14 protein-coding genes are annotated in these 17,995 nt (G+C 72.0%); 4 read left to right on the forward strand and 10 right to left on the reverse strand.

What is annotated here, in order from left to right; translation table 11 throughout:
* Positions 1-298: 298 nt before the first annotated feature.
* The gene (locus tag ACIG36_RS11210) at positions 299-2,356 is read right to left on the reverse strand and encodes a phosphocholine-specific phospholipase C (RefSeq protein WP_399925442.1); all 2,058 of its coding nucleotides are present in this window, start codon (positions 2,354-2,356) and stop codon (positions 299-301) included.
* 165 nt (positions 2,357-2,521) lie between these two features.
* On the reverse strand, positions 2,522-3,295 hold the full coding sequence (locus ACIG36_RS11215; protein WP_399925444.1) for an alpha/beta fold hydrolase: 774 nt from the start codon (positions 3,293-3,295) through the stop codon (positions 2,522-2,524).
* A 193-nt stretch (positions 3,296-3,488) separates the two neighbouring features.
* Between ACIG36_RS11215 and ACIG36_RS11220 the strand changes: the two genes are divergently transcribed.
* Positions 3,489-3,746, forward strand: coding sequence for a hypothetical protein (locus ACIG36_RS11220; RefSeq protein ID WP_399925445.1), 258 nt, complete (start codon positions 3,489-3,491; stop codon positions 3,744-3,746).
* Positions 3,747-3,761: 15 nt separating this feature from the next.
* Here the strand turns inward: ACIG36_RS11220 and ACIG36_RS11225 are convergent, their stop codons facing one another.
* The 3 genes from ACIG36_RS11225 to ACIG36_RS11235 form a co-directional block, all read right to left on the reverse strand.
* Complete coding sequence (locus tag ACIG36_RS11225) at positions 3,762-6,167, reverse strand: hypothetical protein (RefSeq protein ID WP_399925447.1); 2,406 nt, start codon at positions 6,165-6,167, stop codon at positions 3,762-3,764.
* Between the two features lie 384 nt (positions 6,168-6,551).
* Positions 6,552-7,478 (reverse strand): MurR/RpiR family transcriptional regulator, encoded by a 927-nt coding sequence (locus ACIG36_RS11230; RefSeq protein ID WP_399925449.1) that lies wholly within the window; start codon positions 7,476-7,478, stop codon positions 6,552-6,554.
* Positions 7,479-7,599: 121 nt separating this feature from the next.
* Positions 7,600-8,709: a PP2C family protein-serine/threonine phosphatase gene (locus ACIG36_RS11235; RefSeq protein ID WP_399925451.1), complete on the reverse strand. Its 1,110-nt coding sequence runs from the start codon at positions 8,707-8,709 to the stop codon at positions 7,600-7,602.
* A 224-nt stretch (positions 8,710-8,933) separates the two neighbouring features.
* On the opposite strand from ACIG36_RS11235, the gene ACIG36_RS11240 reads away from it, so the two are divergent.
* Complete coding sequence (locus tag ACIG36_RS11240; RefSeq protein WP_399925452.1) at positions 8,934-9,293, forward strand: hypothetical protein; 360 nt, start codon at positions 8,934-8,936, stop codon at positions 9,291-9,293.
* An 83-nt stretch (positions 9,294-9,376) separates the two neighbouring features.
* Here ACIG36_RS11240 and ACIG36_RS11245 read toward each other — a convergent pair whose 3' ends face one another.
* Positions 9,377-10,516 carry an amidase domain-containing protein gene (locus ACIG36_RS11245; RefSeq protein ID WP_399925454.1) on the reverse strand — a complete coding sequence of 380 codons (1,140 nt, stop codon included), beginning with the start codon at positions 10,514-10,516 and terminating at the stop codon, positions 9,377-9,379.
* A 283-nt stretch (positions 10,517-10,799) separates the two neighbouring features.
* Between ACIG36_RS11245 and ACIG36_RS11250 the strand changes: the two genes are divergently transcribed.
* Positions 10,800-12,857, forward strand: a complete 2,058-nt coding sequence (locus ACIG36_RS11250; protein ID WP_399925456.1) for a M6 family metalloprotease domain-containing protein — start codon at positions 10,800-10,802, stop codon at positions 12,855-12,857.
* A gap of 132 nt (positions 12,858-12,989) precedes the next feature.
* Positions 12,990-13,748, forward strand: coding sequence for a hypothetical protein (locus ACIG36_RS11255; RefSeq protein ID WP_399925458.1), 759 nt, complete (start codon positions 12,990-12,992; stop codon positions 13,746-13,748).
* A gap of 8 nt (positions 13,749-13,756) precedes the next feature.
* Here ACIG36_RS11255 and ACIG36_RS11260 read toward each other — a convergent pair whose 3' ends face one another.
* The 4 genes from ACIG36_RS11260 to ACIG36_RS11275 all read right to left on the reverse strand — a co-directional run bounded on the left by ACIG36_RS11260 (position 13,757) and on the right by ACIG36_RS11275 (position 17,917).
* Positions 13,757-14,080: a hypothetical protein gene (locus ACIG36_RS11260; RefSeq protein WP_399925460.1), complete on the reverse strand. Its 324-nt coding sequence runs from the start codon at positions 14,078-14,080 to the stop codon at positions 13,757-13,759.
* A gap of 86 nt (positions 14,081-14,166) precedes the next feature.
* Positions 14,167-14,724: a DUF3291 domain-containing protein gene (locus ACIG36_RS11265; protein ID WP_399925462.1), complete on the reverse strand. Its 558-nt coding sequence runs from the start codon at positions 14,722-14,724 to the stop codon at positions 14,167-14,169.
* A 162-nt stretch (positions 14,725-14,886) separates the two neighbouring features.
* Entirely contained in the window at positions 14,887-16,227 is a 1,341-nt protein-coding gene (locus ACIG36_RS11270; protein WP_399925464.1) for a wax ester/triacylglycerol synthase domain-containing protein, read from the reverse strand.
* A gap of 106 nt (positions 16,228-16,333) precedes the next feature.
* The gene (locus ACIG36_RS11275; RefSeq protein WP_399925466.1) at positions 16,334-17,917 is read right to left on the reverse strand and encodes a phytoene desaturase family protein; all 1,584 of its coding nucleotides are present in this window, start codon (positions 17,915-17,917) and stop codon (positions 16,334-16,336) included.
* Positions 17,918-17,995 lie beyond the last annotated feature (78 nt).

Genomic DNA, 17,995 nt, shown 5'->3' on the forward strand with positions numbered 1-17,995 from the left:
CTCGTGAGGTTGTGGGGGGGGAATCGCGCGTCGTGGCGTACTGCCGCACGACGTCACCCGGAGCGAAGGGCTCCGTTCCGGGTGTGCAAAACCCTGTCAGCCTTGACGCGCTCAGTTCAACTCCCGCCGGGAGGTGTGTGACATACGCAACGTCCCTGCGTAACTGCAAACACCAATGAACGACGGCAAATTGGACGGGCGCGTCAACGCCCTTTCCTCACAGGGGAATTGGGATCCGGCCAGGAGCGGCCGGATCTTTGTGTTCGCTCGCCGGTATGCGTTCGCCGGTGTCCGCCCGTCAGACCGTGGCGATCGCCGGGTCGCTCACTCCGGGCTCGCCGTTCTCGACATGGCCGGCGAAGCGGCGCAGGAAGGTGCCGTCCGTGTCGGACACCACCGACACGTCGTACCAGCGCTTGCTGCCCCGCAGGTCCACGGTGTGCACCACGCGTCCGCCCCGCCGCACCGTGAAGGTCTCGCGCCGCCCGCCGTAGGCGTTGGTGACCGTGAGGTGACAGTCGGCGCCGCCCGCGTTCGTCATCGTCAGCTCCACGCTTCCGCTCGCGGCGAGGTGACGGGCGGTCACCTCGGGGCCGGCGGTGGCGCCGGGGCCCTTGAAACCGCGCAGGAAGCCGTTCGGGCCGTACACCGTCAGGTCGTAGGCACCCTTGGAGTAGGCCGTGTTCCAGGTGTCGGAGATCTTCCGGCCGGCCTCGGTGGTGTACGTCCACGGGCCGTCCGTGCGGTTGGCGGACGTGACGGTGAAGGACGCGCCGGCCTCGTTCCCACCGCTGAAGGTCAGCGTGAACCGCCCGGTCGAGGGGGTCGCGGCACCGTCCACCAGCGGCGCGTAGCGCAGCGGCCGGGTGGGCCTGGTGCCCCGCTCCTGGCGGGGCAGCGAGGGGTTGGCGGGCGGCTTGGGCACGTAGTCGGGGTGCCGCTCGCGGTCCTTGGGCTCGTAGCCTCCGGTGCCGGGCAGCGCGGCGGCCCCGGTGTCCTTCAGCCCGAAGTCGAACGCCGAGGTGAGGTCGCCGCACACCGCGCGCCGCCAGGGCGAGATGTTGGGTTCGCGCACCCCGAAGCGGCGCTCCATGAACCGGACGACGGACGTGTGGTCGAAGACCTCGGAGCAGACGAATCCGCCCGTGCTCCACGGCGAGACCACGATCATGGGCACGCGCTGGCCGAGGCCGTAGGGGCCGGCGGCGTACCGGGCGTTGCCCCCGAACACGTCGAGGCGGGCGTCCGCGGTCGACAGGCCCTGGGCCGCGGAGGCCGGCGGGAAGGGCGGCAGGACGTGGTCGAAGTAGCCGTCGTTCTCGTCGTAGGTGATGAACAGGGCCGTTCGGCTCCACACCCCGGGGTCGGCGGTGAGGGCGTCGAGGACCTGGGCGATGTACCAGGCGCCGTAGTTGACGGGCCAGTTGGGGTGCTCCGAGAAGGCCTCGGGGGCGACGATCCAGGAGACGGCGGGGAGCCGGCCGGCCGTGACGTCGGCCTTGAGCACGTCGAAGTAGCCGTCGCCCTTCTTGACGTTCGTGCCGGTGCGGGCCTTGTCGTGGAGCGGCTCGCCGGGCTTGGCGTTGCGGTAGGTGTTGAAGTAGAGCAGGGAGTTGTCGCCGTAGTTGCCGCGGTAGGCGTCGTCGATCCAGCCCCAGGAGCCGGCCTGGTCCAGGCCGTCGCCGATGTCCTGGTAGATCTTCCACGAGATCCCGGCCCGCTCCAGCCGCTCCGGGTACGTCGTCCAGTCGTAGCCGGCCTCCTCGTTGCCGAGGACGGGGCCGCCGCCCTTGCCGTCGTTGCCCGTGTGGCCGGTCCACAGGTAGTAGCGGTTGGGGTCGGTGGCCCCGATGAAGGAGCAGTGGTAGGCGTCGCACACGGTGAACGCGTCGGCCAGCGCGTAGTGGAAGGGGATGTCCTCGCGCGTCAGATAGGCCATGGTCCTCGCGGACTTGGCCGGAATCCACTGGTCGTATCTGCCCTTGTTGCGGGCCTTCTGCCCGCCGGCCCAGTCGTGGTTGAGGCCCGCGATGAACTGCATGCCGAGGTTCTCGGCGTCGGGACGGAAGGGCAGCACGTCTCTGCCGCCGTCCGGCTGGTGCCAGACCGTCCGTCCGCTGCCCAGGGTCAGCGGACGGGGGTCACCGAAGCCGCGGACGCCCTTCAGCGAGCCGAAGTAGTGGTCGAAGGAGCGGTTCTCCTGCATCAGGACCACGATGTGCTCGACGTCCTCGATGGTGCCGGAGCGGCGTCCGGCGGGAATGGCCGCGGCACGGTCGATGCTGTTCGACAGCGCCGCGAGGCCCGCGGTCGCACCGGCGATCTGCAGGAAGCGCCGGCGGTTGAGTTCGGCCATGAGTCTCGAGACCTCTTGGAGTCGTGGGGAGGGGGCTGACCGTAATCAGCGGTGTGGTCCAAGACGAACGAGTGCCGGGGAAGGGCCGGTGTCGCCCGCATGACGGGACACGGTCATGGTGACGAACAACCGCGGCGGCGGAAGGACGAGCCGGCGGGCCGGGCCCTACGAGCGGTCGGCGCGGAGGAAGTCCTCCATGACCCGGATCAGTTCGAGGGGGGTCTCGTCCATGGCGTAGTGGCCCGCCGACGGCAGTTCGCGCAGCACGCCGTTGACGAACCACCGCATCCAGGTGAGGTGCGTCAGCTCGGCTGTCACCGCGGGGTCCAGCGCCCCGACGACCGCGAGGGCCGGGGCCTGGGCGCCCTCGACCTCGGTGTGGAAGTCCTCCGTGCTCCAGGACTCCAGCCAGGCGCGGAACGCCTTGGCGTCACTGCGCTCCAGTGAGCGCCGCACCATCCGGTCCAGCCAGTGGGCCGGGCGCTGGCCGCCGGTGGTGACGTCGATGATGACCCGTCGGTTCTCCGCCTCGTGCGCCGCCTCCGAGAACAGCTGCCGTTGCTCGGGCGGCAGCGGCAGTCCCGAGGCGGGGACGGGGGAGATCCCGACGATCCTGCGCGCGCGGCGCGGTGCCGCGGCCAGGACCCGCTGGGCGACGCTGCCGCCCATCGAATGCCCGACCACCGAGAACCGGTCCCAGCCCAGCCGGTCGGCGAGCGCCAGGACGTCGGCCGCTCCCTCGGCGGTGGTGTACGTCCCGCCGGCGTCCCTGGCCTCGCCGTAGCCGCGCAGGTCGACCAGCGCGTACTGGAACGCCACGGGATCCAGGTCCCGTACGACCACGTCGTAGGCCGATCTGTCGGCGAACCAGCCGTGCACGGCGACGACCTTGTGCGGACCGTCGCCGTGCAGGGTGTGGGGCAGTTCAAAAGGGGGCACCGTGACTCCCAACGCGTGAGGGGGCACCTGTCGAGGCGGCTCGCATCGCCGGCTCACCGTAGAGGGTCGGCCGACACGGAGGCGAGGTGCCATTCCGGCCACGCTGCCGGACGGGTGGAGTGTGTAGATCATCCTGTTCACACCTGGTGCGTCCCATTGGTGACCGGGCCACCGCGACGTCGTTAACGCAAGCATGACCAAGCGCATCGCATCCGCTGCCCTCGCCGTCGCCGCTGTGGCCCTCGCCGGGAGCGCCGCCTCGGCCACGGCCGCGCCCCAGCCCGCCCCGGCCCCCGCACCCGCGAATATCTCGGAAACCGCTCAGCAGGCCGCCCCGGCACCCGATGGCGGGCCCGAGAGCGCGCCTGAGGGCGCGCCTGACGGCGTGTCCAACCCCCTGGACCCGGTCCTCGGCCTGCTGGCCCCGGTCACCAGGATCCTGCCGTTCTAGTGCGGGAGCCGTCCCTCAGGGGATCCCGCTCCTGAGGCGGAACGCCCGCACCGTCGCCTCGAAGGCCGGGTCGGCGAAGTAGTTCGAATGCCCCCGGACGGCCGGGTACGACGGGTCTCCCGGTTGGCGCGCGAAGTGCCGCGGGTCGAGGAGTTGCCGGTCGACGGGGGCCGGAACGGGATCGACCGGGTCGCCGGCGCGCGGGAGCCTCGCCGGTTCGAGGACCCAGCTGCCGATCGGGTCGCTCGGACGGTAGAGGTTGCGCCACCGCCAGCGGTCCGGGCCGTCGGCCGGGCCCGGGGCGGTGAGCAGCGCGCCGAGCCGCCCGAGGCTCGTCGCGTTGAAGTAGGCGGGGAAGAACCGGACGAACAGGGGGGTGATCGGGCTGCCGTAGGTGAGCAGACGGACCCGTTCGTCGGCTTCGGAGACGGTCTGCAGCACCAGGGCGGCCCCGATCACCGTCCCCTGCGAGTGGCAGGAGAGCACGACGTGCCCCTGCCGGCCCGGTGCCGCGTTCTCGCCTCCGGTCAGGTACTCCAGCCTGGACAGCAGGTCGGGGACGGTCCGTTCGGCGTAGCAGGGGGGCGCCAGCGGGTGGGTGGCGCGCGGCCAGAAGGTGCCGATGTCCCACAGGATGCCCACCGTCCGGCGGAAGCGGGGGCTCCGATATGCCTGCCGGCCGGCCCACAGCAGCGCCAGGACGCCGATGCTGAGCACGAGGTTGGCGACGAGCAGCAGCGCGGGGTGGTCGACGACGAGGCTCGGGCCGTGACAGAGGAACAGGACGACGCCCGCCACCGTCACGACCCCCGTCCCCACCAGGAAGCACCCGAGGGCTCGTTGCGCCGCTGATTCGAGGGTCTGTGCCCGCGCCCAGGCCTTGGCGATGCCCGTGCGCCGCCGGGGGTCGTCGCGCGTGCCGTCGTAGGCAGCGTCGACCTCGAGGGCGAACCGGCCGCGCGCGCCGCGCAGCGACCGGCACGAGGCCCCCACCAGGGCGATGGCGAGCACGATCAGCAGGAGGGCGCCGGTTCCCTCCCAGAAGTAGGCGTCCGGCACGGCCAGTCGGATCTGCTCGCGGCCGGCGTTCGCGGCGGCGGCCGGTTCGCCCAGGGTCTCGGCCGTGCGCAGCGTCACGCCCGCCGCCAGGGCCTGGGCCATCGCCCACCCCAGGAGCGCGGTGCCGGTGAGCACCAGCCCGTACCACGGTGACCGGGGCAGCCGGGGGAACGAGGGTGCCGGGGCGGGCCGGCGGACGCCGGTCTGCGAGAGGAGCAGCAGGAGCAGGAGTGCCAGCTGGGCGATCAGCAGCACGTGGATCCACGCCACCTCCCACGGCAGTTGCCCGGCGGTCGCCGCGTCCGTGCGCCCGGCGCCCCATGAGGCGGCCACCGCCGCGCCGACGACGAGGGTGAGCCCCGCCCAGGGCAGGATCCGGTATCCGTCGCGCTCGCGCTCGCCGGACCCCGGTTTCCCCGCTCGGGGCCGTGCGCGGTGCGCGGGGCCGGGGAGCGCCACCATGACGACGGCGCATGCCAGCAGCGCCAGGGCCAGGACCAGGGCCAGGCTGCGGAAGAAGGCGGTGCCCATGGTCCAGTTGGCGCCGTCGAGCACGGCGGCCGCGCCCCGCTCGGGTCGTTCGAGCAGCGGGGCGAGCAGGAAGACCGCTGTCAGCGCGAAGGCCCCCGACACGTGCAGCGCGCGCAGGCGGCGGACGGGGCCCCGGCCGTTCCACAGGCGGCGGTCCTCGAGCGGCGTGCGGACGTCGGGGGGCCGATCGCTCGTGCTCTGCGGCACGATCCGCGCCTCGGAGACGCTCCAGGTCTTGTTGCCCAGGTACCAGAGCAGGGCGACGAGGGCGACCGGTACGAGGGCGGTGGCGGCGAGGTGGCGGCCGGTCGTGTCGAGCCAGCCGTAGTGCAGCCACTGCAGCCAGCCCGCGCCTCCCGCGCACTGCGGAACGGGCGTTGTGCTCAACGCCGCGTGGCCGCACTGCCAGCCGATCAGGCCCATCGAGGCGGAGACCGCGGCGAGGACGTAGGTCCCGGTGAGGGAGAAGGCCAGCAGCCGCTGGACGCAGGCGCGCAGGCGCACCCGCCGGCTCGGGCGGTCGACGGTGTGGCCGGGGTCGGTGTAGTAGGCCATGTTGAGGAACATGAACGGCAACAGCAGCAGCCACAGCGCCCGCTGTCCGTTCCCCGAGGTCAGGCCGCCCCACGAATAGGCCTCGCGCCGGAACTCGGCGGTGTCCTGTGCCGTGTCCTTGTTCTCCCACTCACGGCGGTAGAAGCCCGCTCGCGCGTCGCCGGCGACGAGGGTGACGCGGGGGTGTCCCAGCGACGCCTCCGGCGGGGTGCCCGACACCCCGTGGACCCGTAGCTCGGTCCACTCGGTGGTGTCGTGATTGGTGTAAAGGTCCATGACCGCCTCCCGACGAGGCAGACCCCACACCTTCAGGCTCACGCACACCCTCCGTGCCCGCCAGCCGGGTCCGGTCCGGTGGGCCGGTGACGTGTGGTTACCGGCGGCCCGGCCCAGGGGTAGACCGGGCCACCGGGGGGCGTCCGAGGGGAGCGGACGCCCGAACGGAACACTGCCGGGCCGACTGAGGAGGGTTGTCGTCCCATGGCGTTCGTCCACTGGCCCCGGGGCTCGCCGTCGCGAGCGCATCTGCCGGCTGCAGCCCTTCGCAGGCCCGAGCGCCACGAGCAGTAAATATATTTACTGCCGAGTACGCAAGGGTATGAAAAATTTCATGCATGAGAGGGCCTGTGAAAACCCTTGCGGCGGAGCGGGCCGCAAGGGTCAGGGCTCGAGGAAGAAGTCGTGCTGGTCGGCCGCCTGCTCGTACTTCTCCAGCCGCAGCTGCGTGCGCTCGGGGTCGGCGTCCGCCATCGCCTGGAGGATCGCCGCGGACAGCACGCCCGGGGCCGCGTAGGAGTCGAAGACCAGGCGGGATCCGGGGCCGGCGGTGAAGGCGACGTCGGCCTCCTCGGCGAGCGGCCCGAGCGCCATGTCGGTGATCAGCGCGACGCGCAGCCCGGTGCTGCGGGCGGCGCGCAGGGCCGCCAGTGTCTCGTTGGCGTGCCGGGGCATCGCGAAGGCCAGCACCCAGGTGCCGCCCGCCTCCCGCGACTGCAGCAGCGCGTCGTAGGCCACGCTGCCGCCGCGGGAGACCAGGCGCACGTCCGGGTGGATGCGCTTGGCCGCGTAGGCGAAGTACTCGGCGAGCGAGACGGAGATCCGCAGGCCCAGCACGGTCAGGGGGACGGACCTGGCGAACTCGCGGCCGATGTCGAGCACCCGGTCGGTGTCGGCGAAGACCCTGCGCAGGCTCTCCAGGTTCGCGATCTCTGCGTCGACGGCGGCCTGCAGTTCGTTGCGACGGTCCTCCTTGCCCGCGCCGGGGGCGCCGGCGACCGCGCTCAGCGCGATGGGCTGCAGGGCCTCCCGCAGGGCGGGGTACCCGCTGAATCCCAGGGAGGAGGCGAAGCGGGTCACCGACGGCTGGCTGACGCCCACGCGGTCCGCGAGGTCCGTGATGGACAGGAACGCGGCCTCGGTGAGGTGGTCGGTGATGTACTGGGCGATGCGCCGTTGCGCGGGGGACAGCCGGTGGCCGCCGAACAACGCGCGAACCTTGTCCGCCGGGGGCGGCTCCACGCCCCGGGACGGCTTCCCCGGCGTGATCGCGGACGCCTGGGCCCGCGCCCGCTGCTGCCCTGCCGGCACCGTGTGCCCCCTTCTCGCATCTCCCGCTCAACATAGCCCACGGGCCGGCCCCACCGAGCGCGAGCCTCTCCCCCGGCCGTCTCGGCCCGGCGTCCCGTCGGGCCGTCGCCGAATTGCCCGGTCACCGGCCCCGTCCGACGGCCACGAGTGCGACGTCGTCGTCGAGGGAGCCGCCCGCGTGCGCGAGCAGGTCCTGGTGGATGCGCTCGACGAGCCGGTGGGGTTCGCTCTCGCGCCATGTGGCGAGGCGCCGGGCGAGGGGGTAGAAGAGCCCGTCCGCGTCGCGGGCCTCGACGACTCCGTCGGTGTAGAGGAGGAGCAGGTCGCCGGGCCGGTAGGCGAAGGACTCGGCCCGGTAGTCGTCCTCCGAGACATCACCGGCCAGGCCGAGCGGCAGGGCGGGTTCGCTCACCGTCAGGGTCAGGACCTCGCCGTCGCGCACGAGCAGCGGGGGCGGGTGACCGCAGCTGATCAGGTGGACGACGGGCTCGTCGTCCGGGATCTCCAGGACCGCGGCGGTCACGAAGCTCTCCCCCGCCCCGTCCCCCTCGTCGTCGACCCCTTCCACGTCCCAGTAGACGGTGTTCTGCAGGTGGGCGACGAGCCGGGCGAGGGGCGGGAAGCGATGGGCGGCCGCGCGGAAGGCGCCGAGCAGCAGGGCCGCGTCCCCGACGGCCGTCAGTCCCTTGCCGCGTACGTCGCCGATCAGGACGCGGGTGCCGTGCCGGGCGCGTACGGCCGCGTACAGGTCGCCGCCGATCAGGGCCTCCGCCTCGGCGGCGACGTACACCGACGCGATGCTCAGCGGACCGATCCGCGGCGGAAGCGGCCGGAGCAGGACCTTCTGGGCGACGTCGGCCACCAGGCGCGCCTGGTCCAGCTCCTGCTCGTGCCGTTCGTGGACGATGCGGAAGGCCACGATGAGGACGGTGGCCAGGAAGAGGGCACCGGTCTGCGCCAGGTGGTCGGGGGTCGTCGCGCGGCCGAAGACGAACCCCAGCATGATCTGGGCGGCGAGGGCGAGCGCGCCCATGACGGCGGTCAGCCGGGCGCCGCCGAACGCGGCGGTGAGGGCCGGGGCCGCGACGAGCAGGGGTCCGAGGTGGATGTCCGGGCCGGTCGCGAGGTCGATCGCCACAATCGCCACGACGGTCCCCACCGGCACCGCGACCAGTGCGGGGCGGTGCGGACGCGGCCGACCGGGGCGCTGCGGGCGGGACGGAAGGCGCATCCCTCCTGCTTACCTTCCCGGCCCCGGCGGTGCCCCCGCGACACGTCCGGCCGAAGTGTGCACCGTGCGCGGCGGGGCGGGTACCGCGCTGGTCCGGGGGTTTAGACCAGGGTTGAAACACCTGGCAGGGCCGGTGCCGCTCCCCCACCCTGTTGGCCGGGGCCGGGCCCTCCGGCCCGTCGACCGGTACATCCGGCATGTCCGGCACATCCCGAGGGGATCTCATGGCATTGCGCAAAGCGGCCGCGACCCTGTTCGCCGCCGGGACACTCGTGGGAGCGTCGTTGTTCGGTTCCGCTTCGGCTTCCGCCGAGCAGCGGGGCGGCGCCGCGAAGGTCAATCTGGACTGTCCCTACTATTTCGTCTGCGGACAGGCGGCCAACGGCAGCTATTTCCAGTTCAAGACCTGCAACTTCGAATTCCAGCTGCCCAACCTGGTCGGCTCGGGACCGCTCGTCAACAACCAGACCGCGGGCACGGTGGCGAGGTTCTACGGCAAGAACCGCAATCTCCTCTTCACCTCCAGGGCCTATGACTCGCGCACGGTCGACTGGACCCCGGTCTGGTACGTGAGAGCCTGCTGAGGCCACGACTGACGTCGTGTCCGCGCACAACACGCGGCGGGCCCCGCCGGAGGCGGGGCCCGCCGGTCGTGCCCGGGGGACCGTCAGGTGCGGTAGGCGTAGTAGACCGCGTCCGGGTTGGACGCGATGATGCTCGCCACCGACTTACGGTAGGTGTTGGTCGAGTGGTACGTCAGGTACGGGATGCCCGCCCTGCTGCGGTACGTGGTGATCATGGAGTGGTCCTTGGACCCGTCACCGTCGAAGTCCATCTGCATGATGTCGCCGACGTCCATCTTGTACACGTTCGACAGGTTGGTCGCCCGCTTGGCGTTCAGCGTGAACCACGACCACTCGTTGGCGCCCACCCAGGAGGTGGACTGGGCCTTGGAGTCGTACCACCAGGTGCGGTAGTCGGAGGCCGAGCCGGGCGCGTTCTTCCAGCCGCCGGCCCTGAGGGCCTGGCTGATGAAGTTGGTGCAGTCACCGCCGGCGTCGTTGAACTTCCGGTACTCCGGGTTGTAGTTCCGCCAGTACTTCTCGGCGTAGGCGGCCATGGCCCGGTAGTCGTAGCCCGAGCCCGCCTGCTTCCCGGACGGCGTGCGGCCGGGATAGCGGATGGAGGCGGGCGTCGCCTTCGGCATCGAGTTCGCGCTCGGTGCCGCCGCGACCTTCGCCACGGGGGCGTTGACGGGCCTGGGCCCCTGGTCGGTGGGGCGGATGGCCGTCAGCTCCCACTTCCCGCCGGACGCGGCGGTGAAGGTGAGCTCGTGGTGAGCCTTGAAGCCGGTCGTGGCCGGCTCGTCGCCACGGATCTTCTTGTACGTCAGCGTCGTGGTCTCGGTGACCTCGACCGTCACCCGTCCGTCCTTGACGCTGGTACGGCCCGTGGTGACCTTGGTGTCGGCGGCGGTGTACGCCTCCCCCAGGCCGGCGAGCCGGGACTTGCGGGTCCGCAGCGAGGACAGCGCGCCGTCCTCACTGTGCGCCAGGTCGGCGGAGAGCCGCACCTTCTTCTCGCGCTGCGGGGCTATTCGCCCCGAGGACCGGCCGTCCAGGAGCGCCGTCGTGCGGTCGGTCAGAACCGCGCCGGCGAGGCGGCCGAAGGAATCGACCGTCGCGTCGTCGACCTTGACGGGCTTTTTGCCCTCGGCGCCCGTACCGATGGCGGACGGCAGGAATACGGCCGAGACGGCCACGGTGAGTACCGCTCCGATTGCGCATCTGAGCGTTCTTTTGTTCACGAAGTTTCCCCTTGTCACCCGGCCCGAACGGCCAGGGGACGGAATCTTCGCACGAACTTCCACTTCTCCGTGTATGTGTTTGATTCACGCATCCAACGGGAAGTCAGCCGACATTCACGACACAGCCGCCGCGGGGATCTCGCGCCGTCCCACTGATGTCGCGCGGGCACTCTGGCGCCACGGGACCCCTCGCCCTACCGTGACCGCGGCGGACACGCCACCGCACTGGCTTGTCATGCCCCCGTCCGTACGTTCTCGTCAGCCGACCCCAGACAAGAGGTGAGTGGTGTCACCGCACCGCAGACCCGTCCGGCGATTACGCCGGCCGCTCGTCGTCGCCCTGCTCCTCGGCCTCCTGGCCACCGTCGCCGCCGGTACCGCGGGCGCGGCTCCCGACGTCCTCCCCCGGCCGCCGCGCCCCCTCGTCCAGCCGATCGACCCGCAGAACTGGCGCAACCCCGACGACATGACCTGGGCCGAGTACCGCCCGGTCCCCGGCACCGACTGGGCCAACCCCGCCGTCAAGCCCACCAAGCGCATGTTCAAGGGCGCCCTGGTGCTCCTGGACTATCCCGACGAGGAGTTCTCGGTCAGCAAGCCGCCCGGCTCGAGCATCTTCGGCAATCCGCTGCCCGCGGCCTCCAACGTCCCCCGCGACCGGCTGCCGCGCTTCTACCAGGACTTCCTCAACACACCCGGCGCGCTCAACCACGGTCACACCATCAACGAGTACTGGATGGAGGACTCCGGCGGCCGCGTCGGCGTCGACCTGACCGCCTTCGGCGTGTACCGCATGCCGTGGAAGTCCTACCAATACGGCATCGAGCCCGACATGAACCCCGGCGCCTGCCCCCGGGGCGACACCTGCGGCAAGGACATCCGCGCCGACGGCAAGCGCTCCTGGGTCGCCGACGTGGGCGCCGAGAAGGCCGGGCAGTTCGACTTCGTCTTCTACCTCACCGCAGGGGTCGACGAGTCCTCCGCCTGGCAGGAGTTCGGCGCGATGAAATTCGCCTCCGCGCAGGACGTGCCGGCCGCCTGGGGGCCGCCGTCCCCCATCGCCTCCGGGAGCAACGCCGCCAGGACCCGGTACGTTCCGTGGACGTCCTGGCGGGCGGCCGCCCGCATCTGGCCCAACGCCACGAGCGGCTCGTCCACCCAGGCCGAGAGCTCCGGCATGGCCACCTTCGCCCACGAGCTCAGCCACATCCTGGGCATCGGGGACAACTACAACAACCCCTACGGCACTCCGCTCAGCCGCGCGTACACCGGCATCTGGGGCATGCTCTCGCGCGGTTCGTTCAACGGCCCCGGCGGGCCGCACACCCGGTGGCGGATACCGGCCGCCGCCGGCGGCTCGATGGGCGCCCAGCACGTCCTGCGGGACAAGCTCAAGCTGGGCATAGTCGACGAGAAGAACGTCCTGCGCCTGGACCGGGACGCCCTCAAGGACTCCGGCCTCGTCGTCGCCCGCGTCACCGCGCGCTCCGCGCCGCCCGGCGAGAAGGGCCTGACCGGCGTCAACATCACCATGGGGCGCGACCTCTCCCCGGCCTGCGACCGCGCCACCGACCCCCTGTGCGACGGCGGCGGCTACGACAACTACACCGTCGAGGTCGTCGACCGGATGGGCATGGACTCGTTCACTCCGGACCACGGGGTGCTGCTGAGCAAGACCAAGAACGCGGACCGGGCCCCGTTCGCCTGGGTGATCGACGCACACCCCGAGGACATCGGCCTGGTGGACTTCACCCGCCCCGACGGCACCCAGCAGAAGATCACCATGGGTGACTACCGGCAGCTCAGCGACGCCCTCTTCCACGCCGGGGCCGACTCCGGCAGCTCGTACGAGTACGTGGACAAGGCCAACCGTCTGCACTTCTACGTCCTGGACGTGCGGCGCGACGCCTCGGGGGTGCTCTCCTACAGCGTCGGCGTCAAGTCCCTGGACGGCGCCGGGCCGCAGTCCCGCGGAGTGGCGCTGGGCAGGGGCTCGGCCAAGGGCAAGCCGGCCGGCGGCCGGGCCATGTGCACCTTCGCCCTCGCCAACACCGGACGCGCCGCCCCGGCCGGCGGGACCGACCGTCCCGGGTCCACCGGGCCGTACCTGAACTCCGACGTCTACCGGCTGTCCGCCGAGGCCTCCGGTAACGGCTGGTCCGCCTGGCTGCCCAACCGGCTGACCACCGCGGCGTCCGGCACCACGGTCCCTGTCGACGTCGCCGTGACCGCGAAGGCCGGGGCCGACCGCACCGGCAAGGTCACCCTGACCGCGCGCTCGGAGAGCGACCCCGGGAAGACGGCCGAGGCCACCTGCTCGCTCAGCGCGGCGGGCAGGTGAGAAGGCACCGTCCGGCCGGCTGACACCGGTCCGGCCCCCGGGAGGCTCGGGCAGCTCCCGGGGGCCGGTCGGCGGGCCGCGCCGCCACGCGTTCCCCTCGCGGTGACGGGACAGGTGGTGGGATAAAGGAACATGGCCCATGCGATCGAGGACGCCGACGTCGAGATCAAGTTCATCGTTCCGGACGAGGCGGCCGAGGCCGCGTGCCGGCTGCTCGGACTGGAGGCGGACGAGGGAAAGCGCTTCACCGTCTACTTCTGGGACAAACCGCGCGGCGACGGCGGCGAGATCCGGCTCCCGCTGTCGGAGGCCGGAGTCATCATCCGGCTGCGCAAGGCCGCCAAGGGCGACGATGACGACCTCACGGCCAAGCTCCGGCCGTGCGACGTGCACACGCTCCCCGACGGCTGGCGCGCGAACCGGGACGGCGAGGGGTGGGAATTCAAGATCGAGCAGGACTGGACCGGCGACAGCCGCGTCTGGTCGGCCTCGCTGAAGGTGGACGGCGCCTTCGAGCGGCCCGTCTCCCGTGACGGCGGACGGTCACGGCAGCCCCGGCTGACGGAGGATCAGCGCGCCTTGCTGATGAGTGCCGGAGCGGGAGGCGACACCCTGGAGGGGCTCGTGGCACTCGGGCCCGTCGAGGCGCTCAAGTGGAAACCGGCGCGCCGGGACCTGGTCCACCCGCTCACCGCCGAGCTCTGGAGCACCGGGGACGGGACGCGCTTCCTGGAGCTGTCCCTGCGGGCACGGCCCGCCGACGCCCCCGCCGCACAGGACCTGCTGCAGCGGGCGCTGCTGGAGCGGGGCCTGCGGCCGCCCTCGCGGCAGCTGTCCAAGACCCGCACCGTCCTGACCTCCCTGGCCCGCGCGCACCTGGGCACCCCCTAGCGGCGGGCTCAGGCACGCACCTTCAGCGACGTGCCGTCGCAGTGCAGGATCTCCAGGCGCCGGCCGGGGCGGTCCGTCCCGGGGAAGGTGATGTCGAGCGAGCGGCCGCCGGCCGTCGCCGTCCACCGGCCCGGAACGCTGCCGGAGACGTCGCGGCTGCCGATGGGGTGGTCGACGAAGGTTCCGTCGGCGGCGATCTCCATGCCCCGGCGGCCGCGAGCGGGCGGGAAGGGGTAGCCGGCCGGCCGGTAGAACGCCACGCCTTCCGTGTCGTCCTCGTAGGAGTGGACCCAGTGCTGGAAGAGTTCGGCGGGCAGCTCGCTCACGTCCACGTCCGGGCCTTCCTGTCCTCGAGTCGTCCTCTTCACATGATGAGGACCGTTACCGGCATAAGGTAAAGCCCACCATCGGCCACCGGTCAGCGAACCTGGTCGCTCTTGGGCCCGATGCCTTTGATCCTGGTCGGAGTTCCGTCCGGGGCGAACGGGTGGTGGAAGGTGAAGGCGTGCGGCGCGGAGCCGTGGTCGTGGAGGTGCTCCAGCCGGGAAACCCCGTCCTGCCAGGTGGGTATCGCGCCGTCGGAGACCCACCAGAACACGTAACTCGGGTGTCCTGTCCTCTCGAACCAGTCGTAACGCCTGTTCAGCGCCTCACGGTGCAGGCCGGTGTAGATGGCGTCGAAGGCGGGGCGCAGGTCGGTCCAGAGCGAGAGGGTCGCGTCCAGGGCGGCGGTTTCCACCGTACGGCCCTTGTCGTACCAGGTCGGTACGGCGAACGCTCCCCAAGCACCCCAGTCCAGGTCGAAGTGTGAGCCCCGGCTGCGGTCTGCCGCTGCAGCACGAGCGAGGTATCCGGGGTGCCGGCTGATCTTCCGGTAGACGGCCTCGCCGCTGTCGCGGAGTTCGCGCGTGAGAGGTGCGGGATCGGCGAGAGGTGACTTCAGGACGCCGAATGTGTACAGCGCAAGATGGGGCATGCGTCTCTCCCTGGTCGGGGGTGCCTGGGCGACCGTGGGCGATCGCCGAGGACCAGGTGAAGGTAGCTGCCTCCGCGGGCCATGTCGAAGTTGCGTTTTCCCTGTCCAAGTGCCCTCCTGCACCGGTCATTGCGGGGGCCGGGGCGGTGGCCGGCGAGGCGGTCAGGCCTCCTCGAGTGCCTGCTTCCAGTGGCCGGGGATGGTCGCGGTGCGGGCCAGGGCCGCGTCGTACATCAGGGCGCACCGCACGGTGTCCGGTGTGCGGGTGAGGGAGAGGTAGGTGGGCACGTTCTCCTGCATGTTGTAGAACATCGACGCCGCGGTGAGTCTCGCCCCGAAGCAGCTGAACGCCTGGGGGAAGGTGACGCTGCTGGCGCCGAGGGGGACCGACCGGCGGTTGCCCATCGTGCGGACCGTCCAGTCCGCCAGCCTCGGCACCAGCGGCCTGGCGAGGGCGGCGCGTGCGGCGTCGCGCCTGCGGGTGTCGCGGACGGCGGCGGTCTGCCGGTTCACTCGCCCGACGGCTTCCCCGAAGCCCTCCTCGGAGCAGGGCAGCAGCAACCGGTGCGCGGCCACGCGGTTGCCGGGGGTGTGGCGCTCGTGGGGCTGCCGGGTCGACATGGGGATCAGCACGGGCAGGTCGGGGCACGGCCGCGGGTGCGCCGGCTGTTCGTCGCGCCAGGAGCGGAGCGCCACCGCGAGGGCGGCGAGGCAGACGTCGTTGACGCTCGCGCCGTGGGCGTCGGCCAGAGAGCGCAGGTGGGATGCCGCGACGTCCTGGTAGGTCCACGAGGATCGTCCCGTCGACTCCGCTTGGAGGCCGGGCCATTTCCCCTCCGGGCGCAGTGACCGCAGCACGTCCCGCCCGGCGCTGAGCATGCCGGCCACGGTGGGGCGGCGGGCCGGGTGCAGGCGGGGGCCTTCCGTCGCCGTGTCGGCGAGGAGGGCGAGTACGGAGTACGCGGCGCCGACACCGTCCTGGACGGCGTGGTGAATGCGGAAGCAGATCCGGAACGTACCGGAGGTGTCGCCGGCAGGGGTCTCGGCGGGGGTGAGGAGCCAGACGTCCCAGCGGGGGTGGGGCGCGTCCGGCAGCTGTTGGTGCAGCAACTGCCCCGTCGCGGCGTCGAGGCCCCGCTGCCCGGTCAGGGCCGGGCGGTGGTGGAAGTGGACGGCCGGGTCGAGGGCGTCCCCGCCCGCGGTCCACCGGCGCCGGTCCGGGTCGGGGTGCAGCGCGTGCAGTGCCGGAAGGCTTCTGGCGCGGAGCAGGGTTCTGGCCGCCAGTTCTTCGGGGCCGGGCGGCGGGCCGTCGAAGTCGAGGAAGAACCCCGTGGTGGGCAGGTTGGTGCTGACGCGTGACAGGAAGCCCCGGTCGGCCGGCCCGATCCGGTAGCCGGGCGCGTCCCGCGCGTCCCGCGCGGCCCGGCGGCCCGGGGCGCCGGGCGGTCGCGCCGGGTGCCGCCGGTCGGGGGCCAGGACCGTCTCGTTCCGACTCACTGACATGGGCCATCCTCGCGTCGACGGAGATCAGCCCACTGTAGGACGAAATATGCCGATTATCGGTCAACGCGTGTCGCGTCACTCGTCCCGCCCACCCCTTTCGCCCCGCTCATTCCTCCGAGGCGATCGCCTCCTTGGCGACGATGTGGCCGGAGCCGCCGTTGACCCCGTGCCCCGGCCAGGTCGCCGCGCCGACCATGTAGAGGTTGGGCACGACGGTCCGGTGCGACGGCTGGCCCGGCAGCGGCCGCAGCAGGAAGCTCTGGGCCAGTTCGTGGCTTCCGCCGTACGGGTCGCCCGGCCCGCAGTTGGGGTTGAAGCGGGCCAGGTCGGCCGGTCCGATCACATGTCGTCCGGCGATCGTGTCCGGCAGGCCGGGCAGGTGCCGGGCGGCGAGCTCGAGGACCCGGTCCGCGAAGGCGTTCTTCACCGGCTCGCTCCAGCCGTCGCGCGTGTCGATCTCACCGGCCGCGTCCCCGCGCGGCCGCAGCGGCACGTCGAGGATCTGCAGCCTGGCCACGGCCGCCCCCGGTGGGCAGCGCGTCGGGTCGGCGGTGGAGGGGGCATCGAAGGAGATGGTCGGTTCGCCCGGGAGCAGGCCCCGCGTCGCCTCGTTGACCGAGCGGGACAGGGCGTCGAGGCCACCGGTGAGATGGAGCTGCCCGGTGCGGGCGAGCCGTTCGTCGGCGAAGCGGGGCGGCCTGTCGAGCGCGAGGTGGATCTGTACGCAGCCGCGTCCGTAGCGGTACTCGCGGGCCTGCCGCCGGAGTTCCGGTGGCACCTCGGCGTCCGCGTCGGCGAGCAGCTCGAGGTAGAGCTGGTCGGGGTTGACGGAGGCGATGACGGCCCGACCGGCGTGCAGCACCTCGCCGTCGGCCGTGCGCACGCCGGTGGCGCGGCCTTCGCGGACCAGCACGCGATCCACCCAGCGGCCGGTCTCGACGCGGCCGCCGTGCCGTTCGACGAGGGCCACCAGCGTCCGGGCGAGGCGCTCGCTGCCGCCTTCGGGGGTGGGCATTCCGGCCGAGGTCACGGCCAGCAGCACCAGCACCGTCCAGAAGGCGCTGTTCGCCTCGTCCGGACCTCGGCCGAGGTGCAGCGCCCACGGGGCCAGCAGGCCGTGCATCACGGGGGACGAGAAGCGGTGTTCGAGCAGATCCCTGGCGGTGCGCAGGAACAGCTGCGCGAACGTCGAGTAGTGCCCGTCCTCGTGCATCAGGTCGTGGATGACCCGCGCCGAGGCCGGGCTGCTGAGGTCAGCGGCGAACAGGCCGAACACCGGGCCGGCGTACGGCTCGAAGTCCCTCAGCAGGACCGCGAGGGCGGCGCCGTCGCCCGGTGCGAGGCGTTCGGCCTCGGCGATGTTCTCCTCGGTGTTCGTCGACAGTACGGCGGTCCGGCCGTCCGGCATCGACACACCGGTGCAGTAGCGGGAGTCGCGGTATGTCAGGCCCAGCCCGGTGAGCTCGGGGCCCAGCTCGGCATAGGCGGGGCCGCTGGTGAACAGGGGGTGTGCGGAGGAGTAGGTGTCGTGCAGGAAGCCGGGGACGGTGAGTTCGTCGGTGCGGACGAGCCCGCCGGGGCGGTCGTTGCCCTCCAGGACGAGGACGCCCCAGCCCGCACGGGCCAGATACGCCGCCGTGACCAGTGCGTTGTGGCCGCTGCCGACCACGATCGCGTCATATCGCCGCATAGTGGATTCTCGCCCCGGAGCGGCCACGCGGTGAATACGGCGATCGACGCACCCGGCCGGGCGCGCCCGTCCACGCGA

The sequence above is a fragment of the Streptomyces sp. NPDC053048 genome (genome assembly GCF_044547045.1).
In the GTDB taxonomy this organism is placed as follows: Bacteria; Actinomycetota; Actinomycetes; order Streptomycetales; family Streptomycetaceae; genus Streptomyces.

Bases quoted from the DNA above. Each gene is read 5' to 3' on its own strand.
- ACIG36_RS11225 (WP_399925447.1), bottom strand. From the start codon at position 6,167: ATGGACCTTTACACCAATCACGACACCACCGAGTGGACCGAGCTACGG.
- ACIG36_RS11235 (WP_399925451.1), bottom strand. From the start codon at position 8,709: ATGCGCCTTCCGTCCCGCCCGCAGCGCCCCGGTCGGCCGCGTCCGCAC.
- ACIG36_RS11220 (WP_399925445.1), top strand. From the start codon at position 3,489: ATGACCAAGCGCATCGCATCCGCTGCCCTCGCCGTCGCCGCTGTGGCC.
- ACIG36_RS11240 (WP_399925452.1), top strand. From the start codon at position 8,934: ATGGCATTGCGCAAAGCGGCCGCGACCCTGTTCGCCGCCGGGACACTC.
- ACIG36_RS11270 (WP_399925464.1), bottom strand. From the start codon at position 16,227: ATGTCAGTGAGTCGGAACGAGACGGTCCTGGCCCCCGACCGGCGGCAC.
- ACIG36_RS11255 (WP_399925458.1), top strand. From the start codon at position 12,990: ATGGCCCATGCGATCGAGGACGCCGACGTCGAGATCAAGTTCATCGTT.
- ACIG36_RS11210 (WP_399925442.1), bottom strand. From the start codon at position 2,356: ATGGCCGAACTCAACCGCCGGCGCTTCCTGCAGATCGCCGGTGCGACC.
- ACIG36_RS11275 (WP_399925466.1), bottom strand. From the start codon at position 17,917: ATGCGGCGATATGACGCGATCGTGGTCGGCAGCGGCCACAACGCACTG.
- ACIG36_RS11265 (WP_399925462.1), bottom strand. From the start codon at position 14,724: ATGCCCCATCTTGCGCTGTACACATTCGGCGTCCTGAAGTCACCTCTC.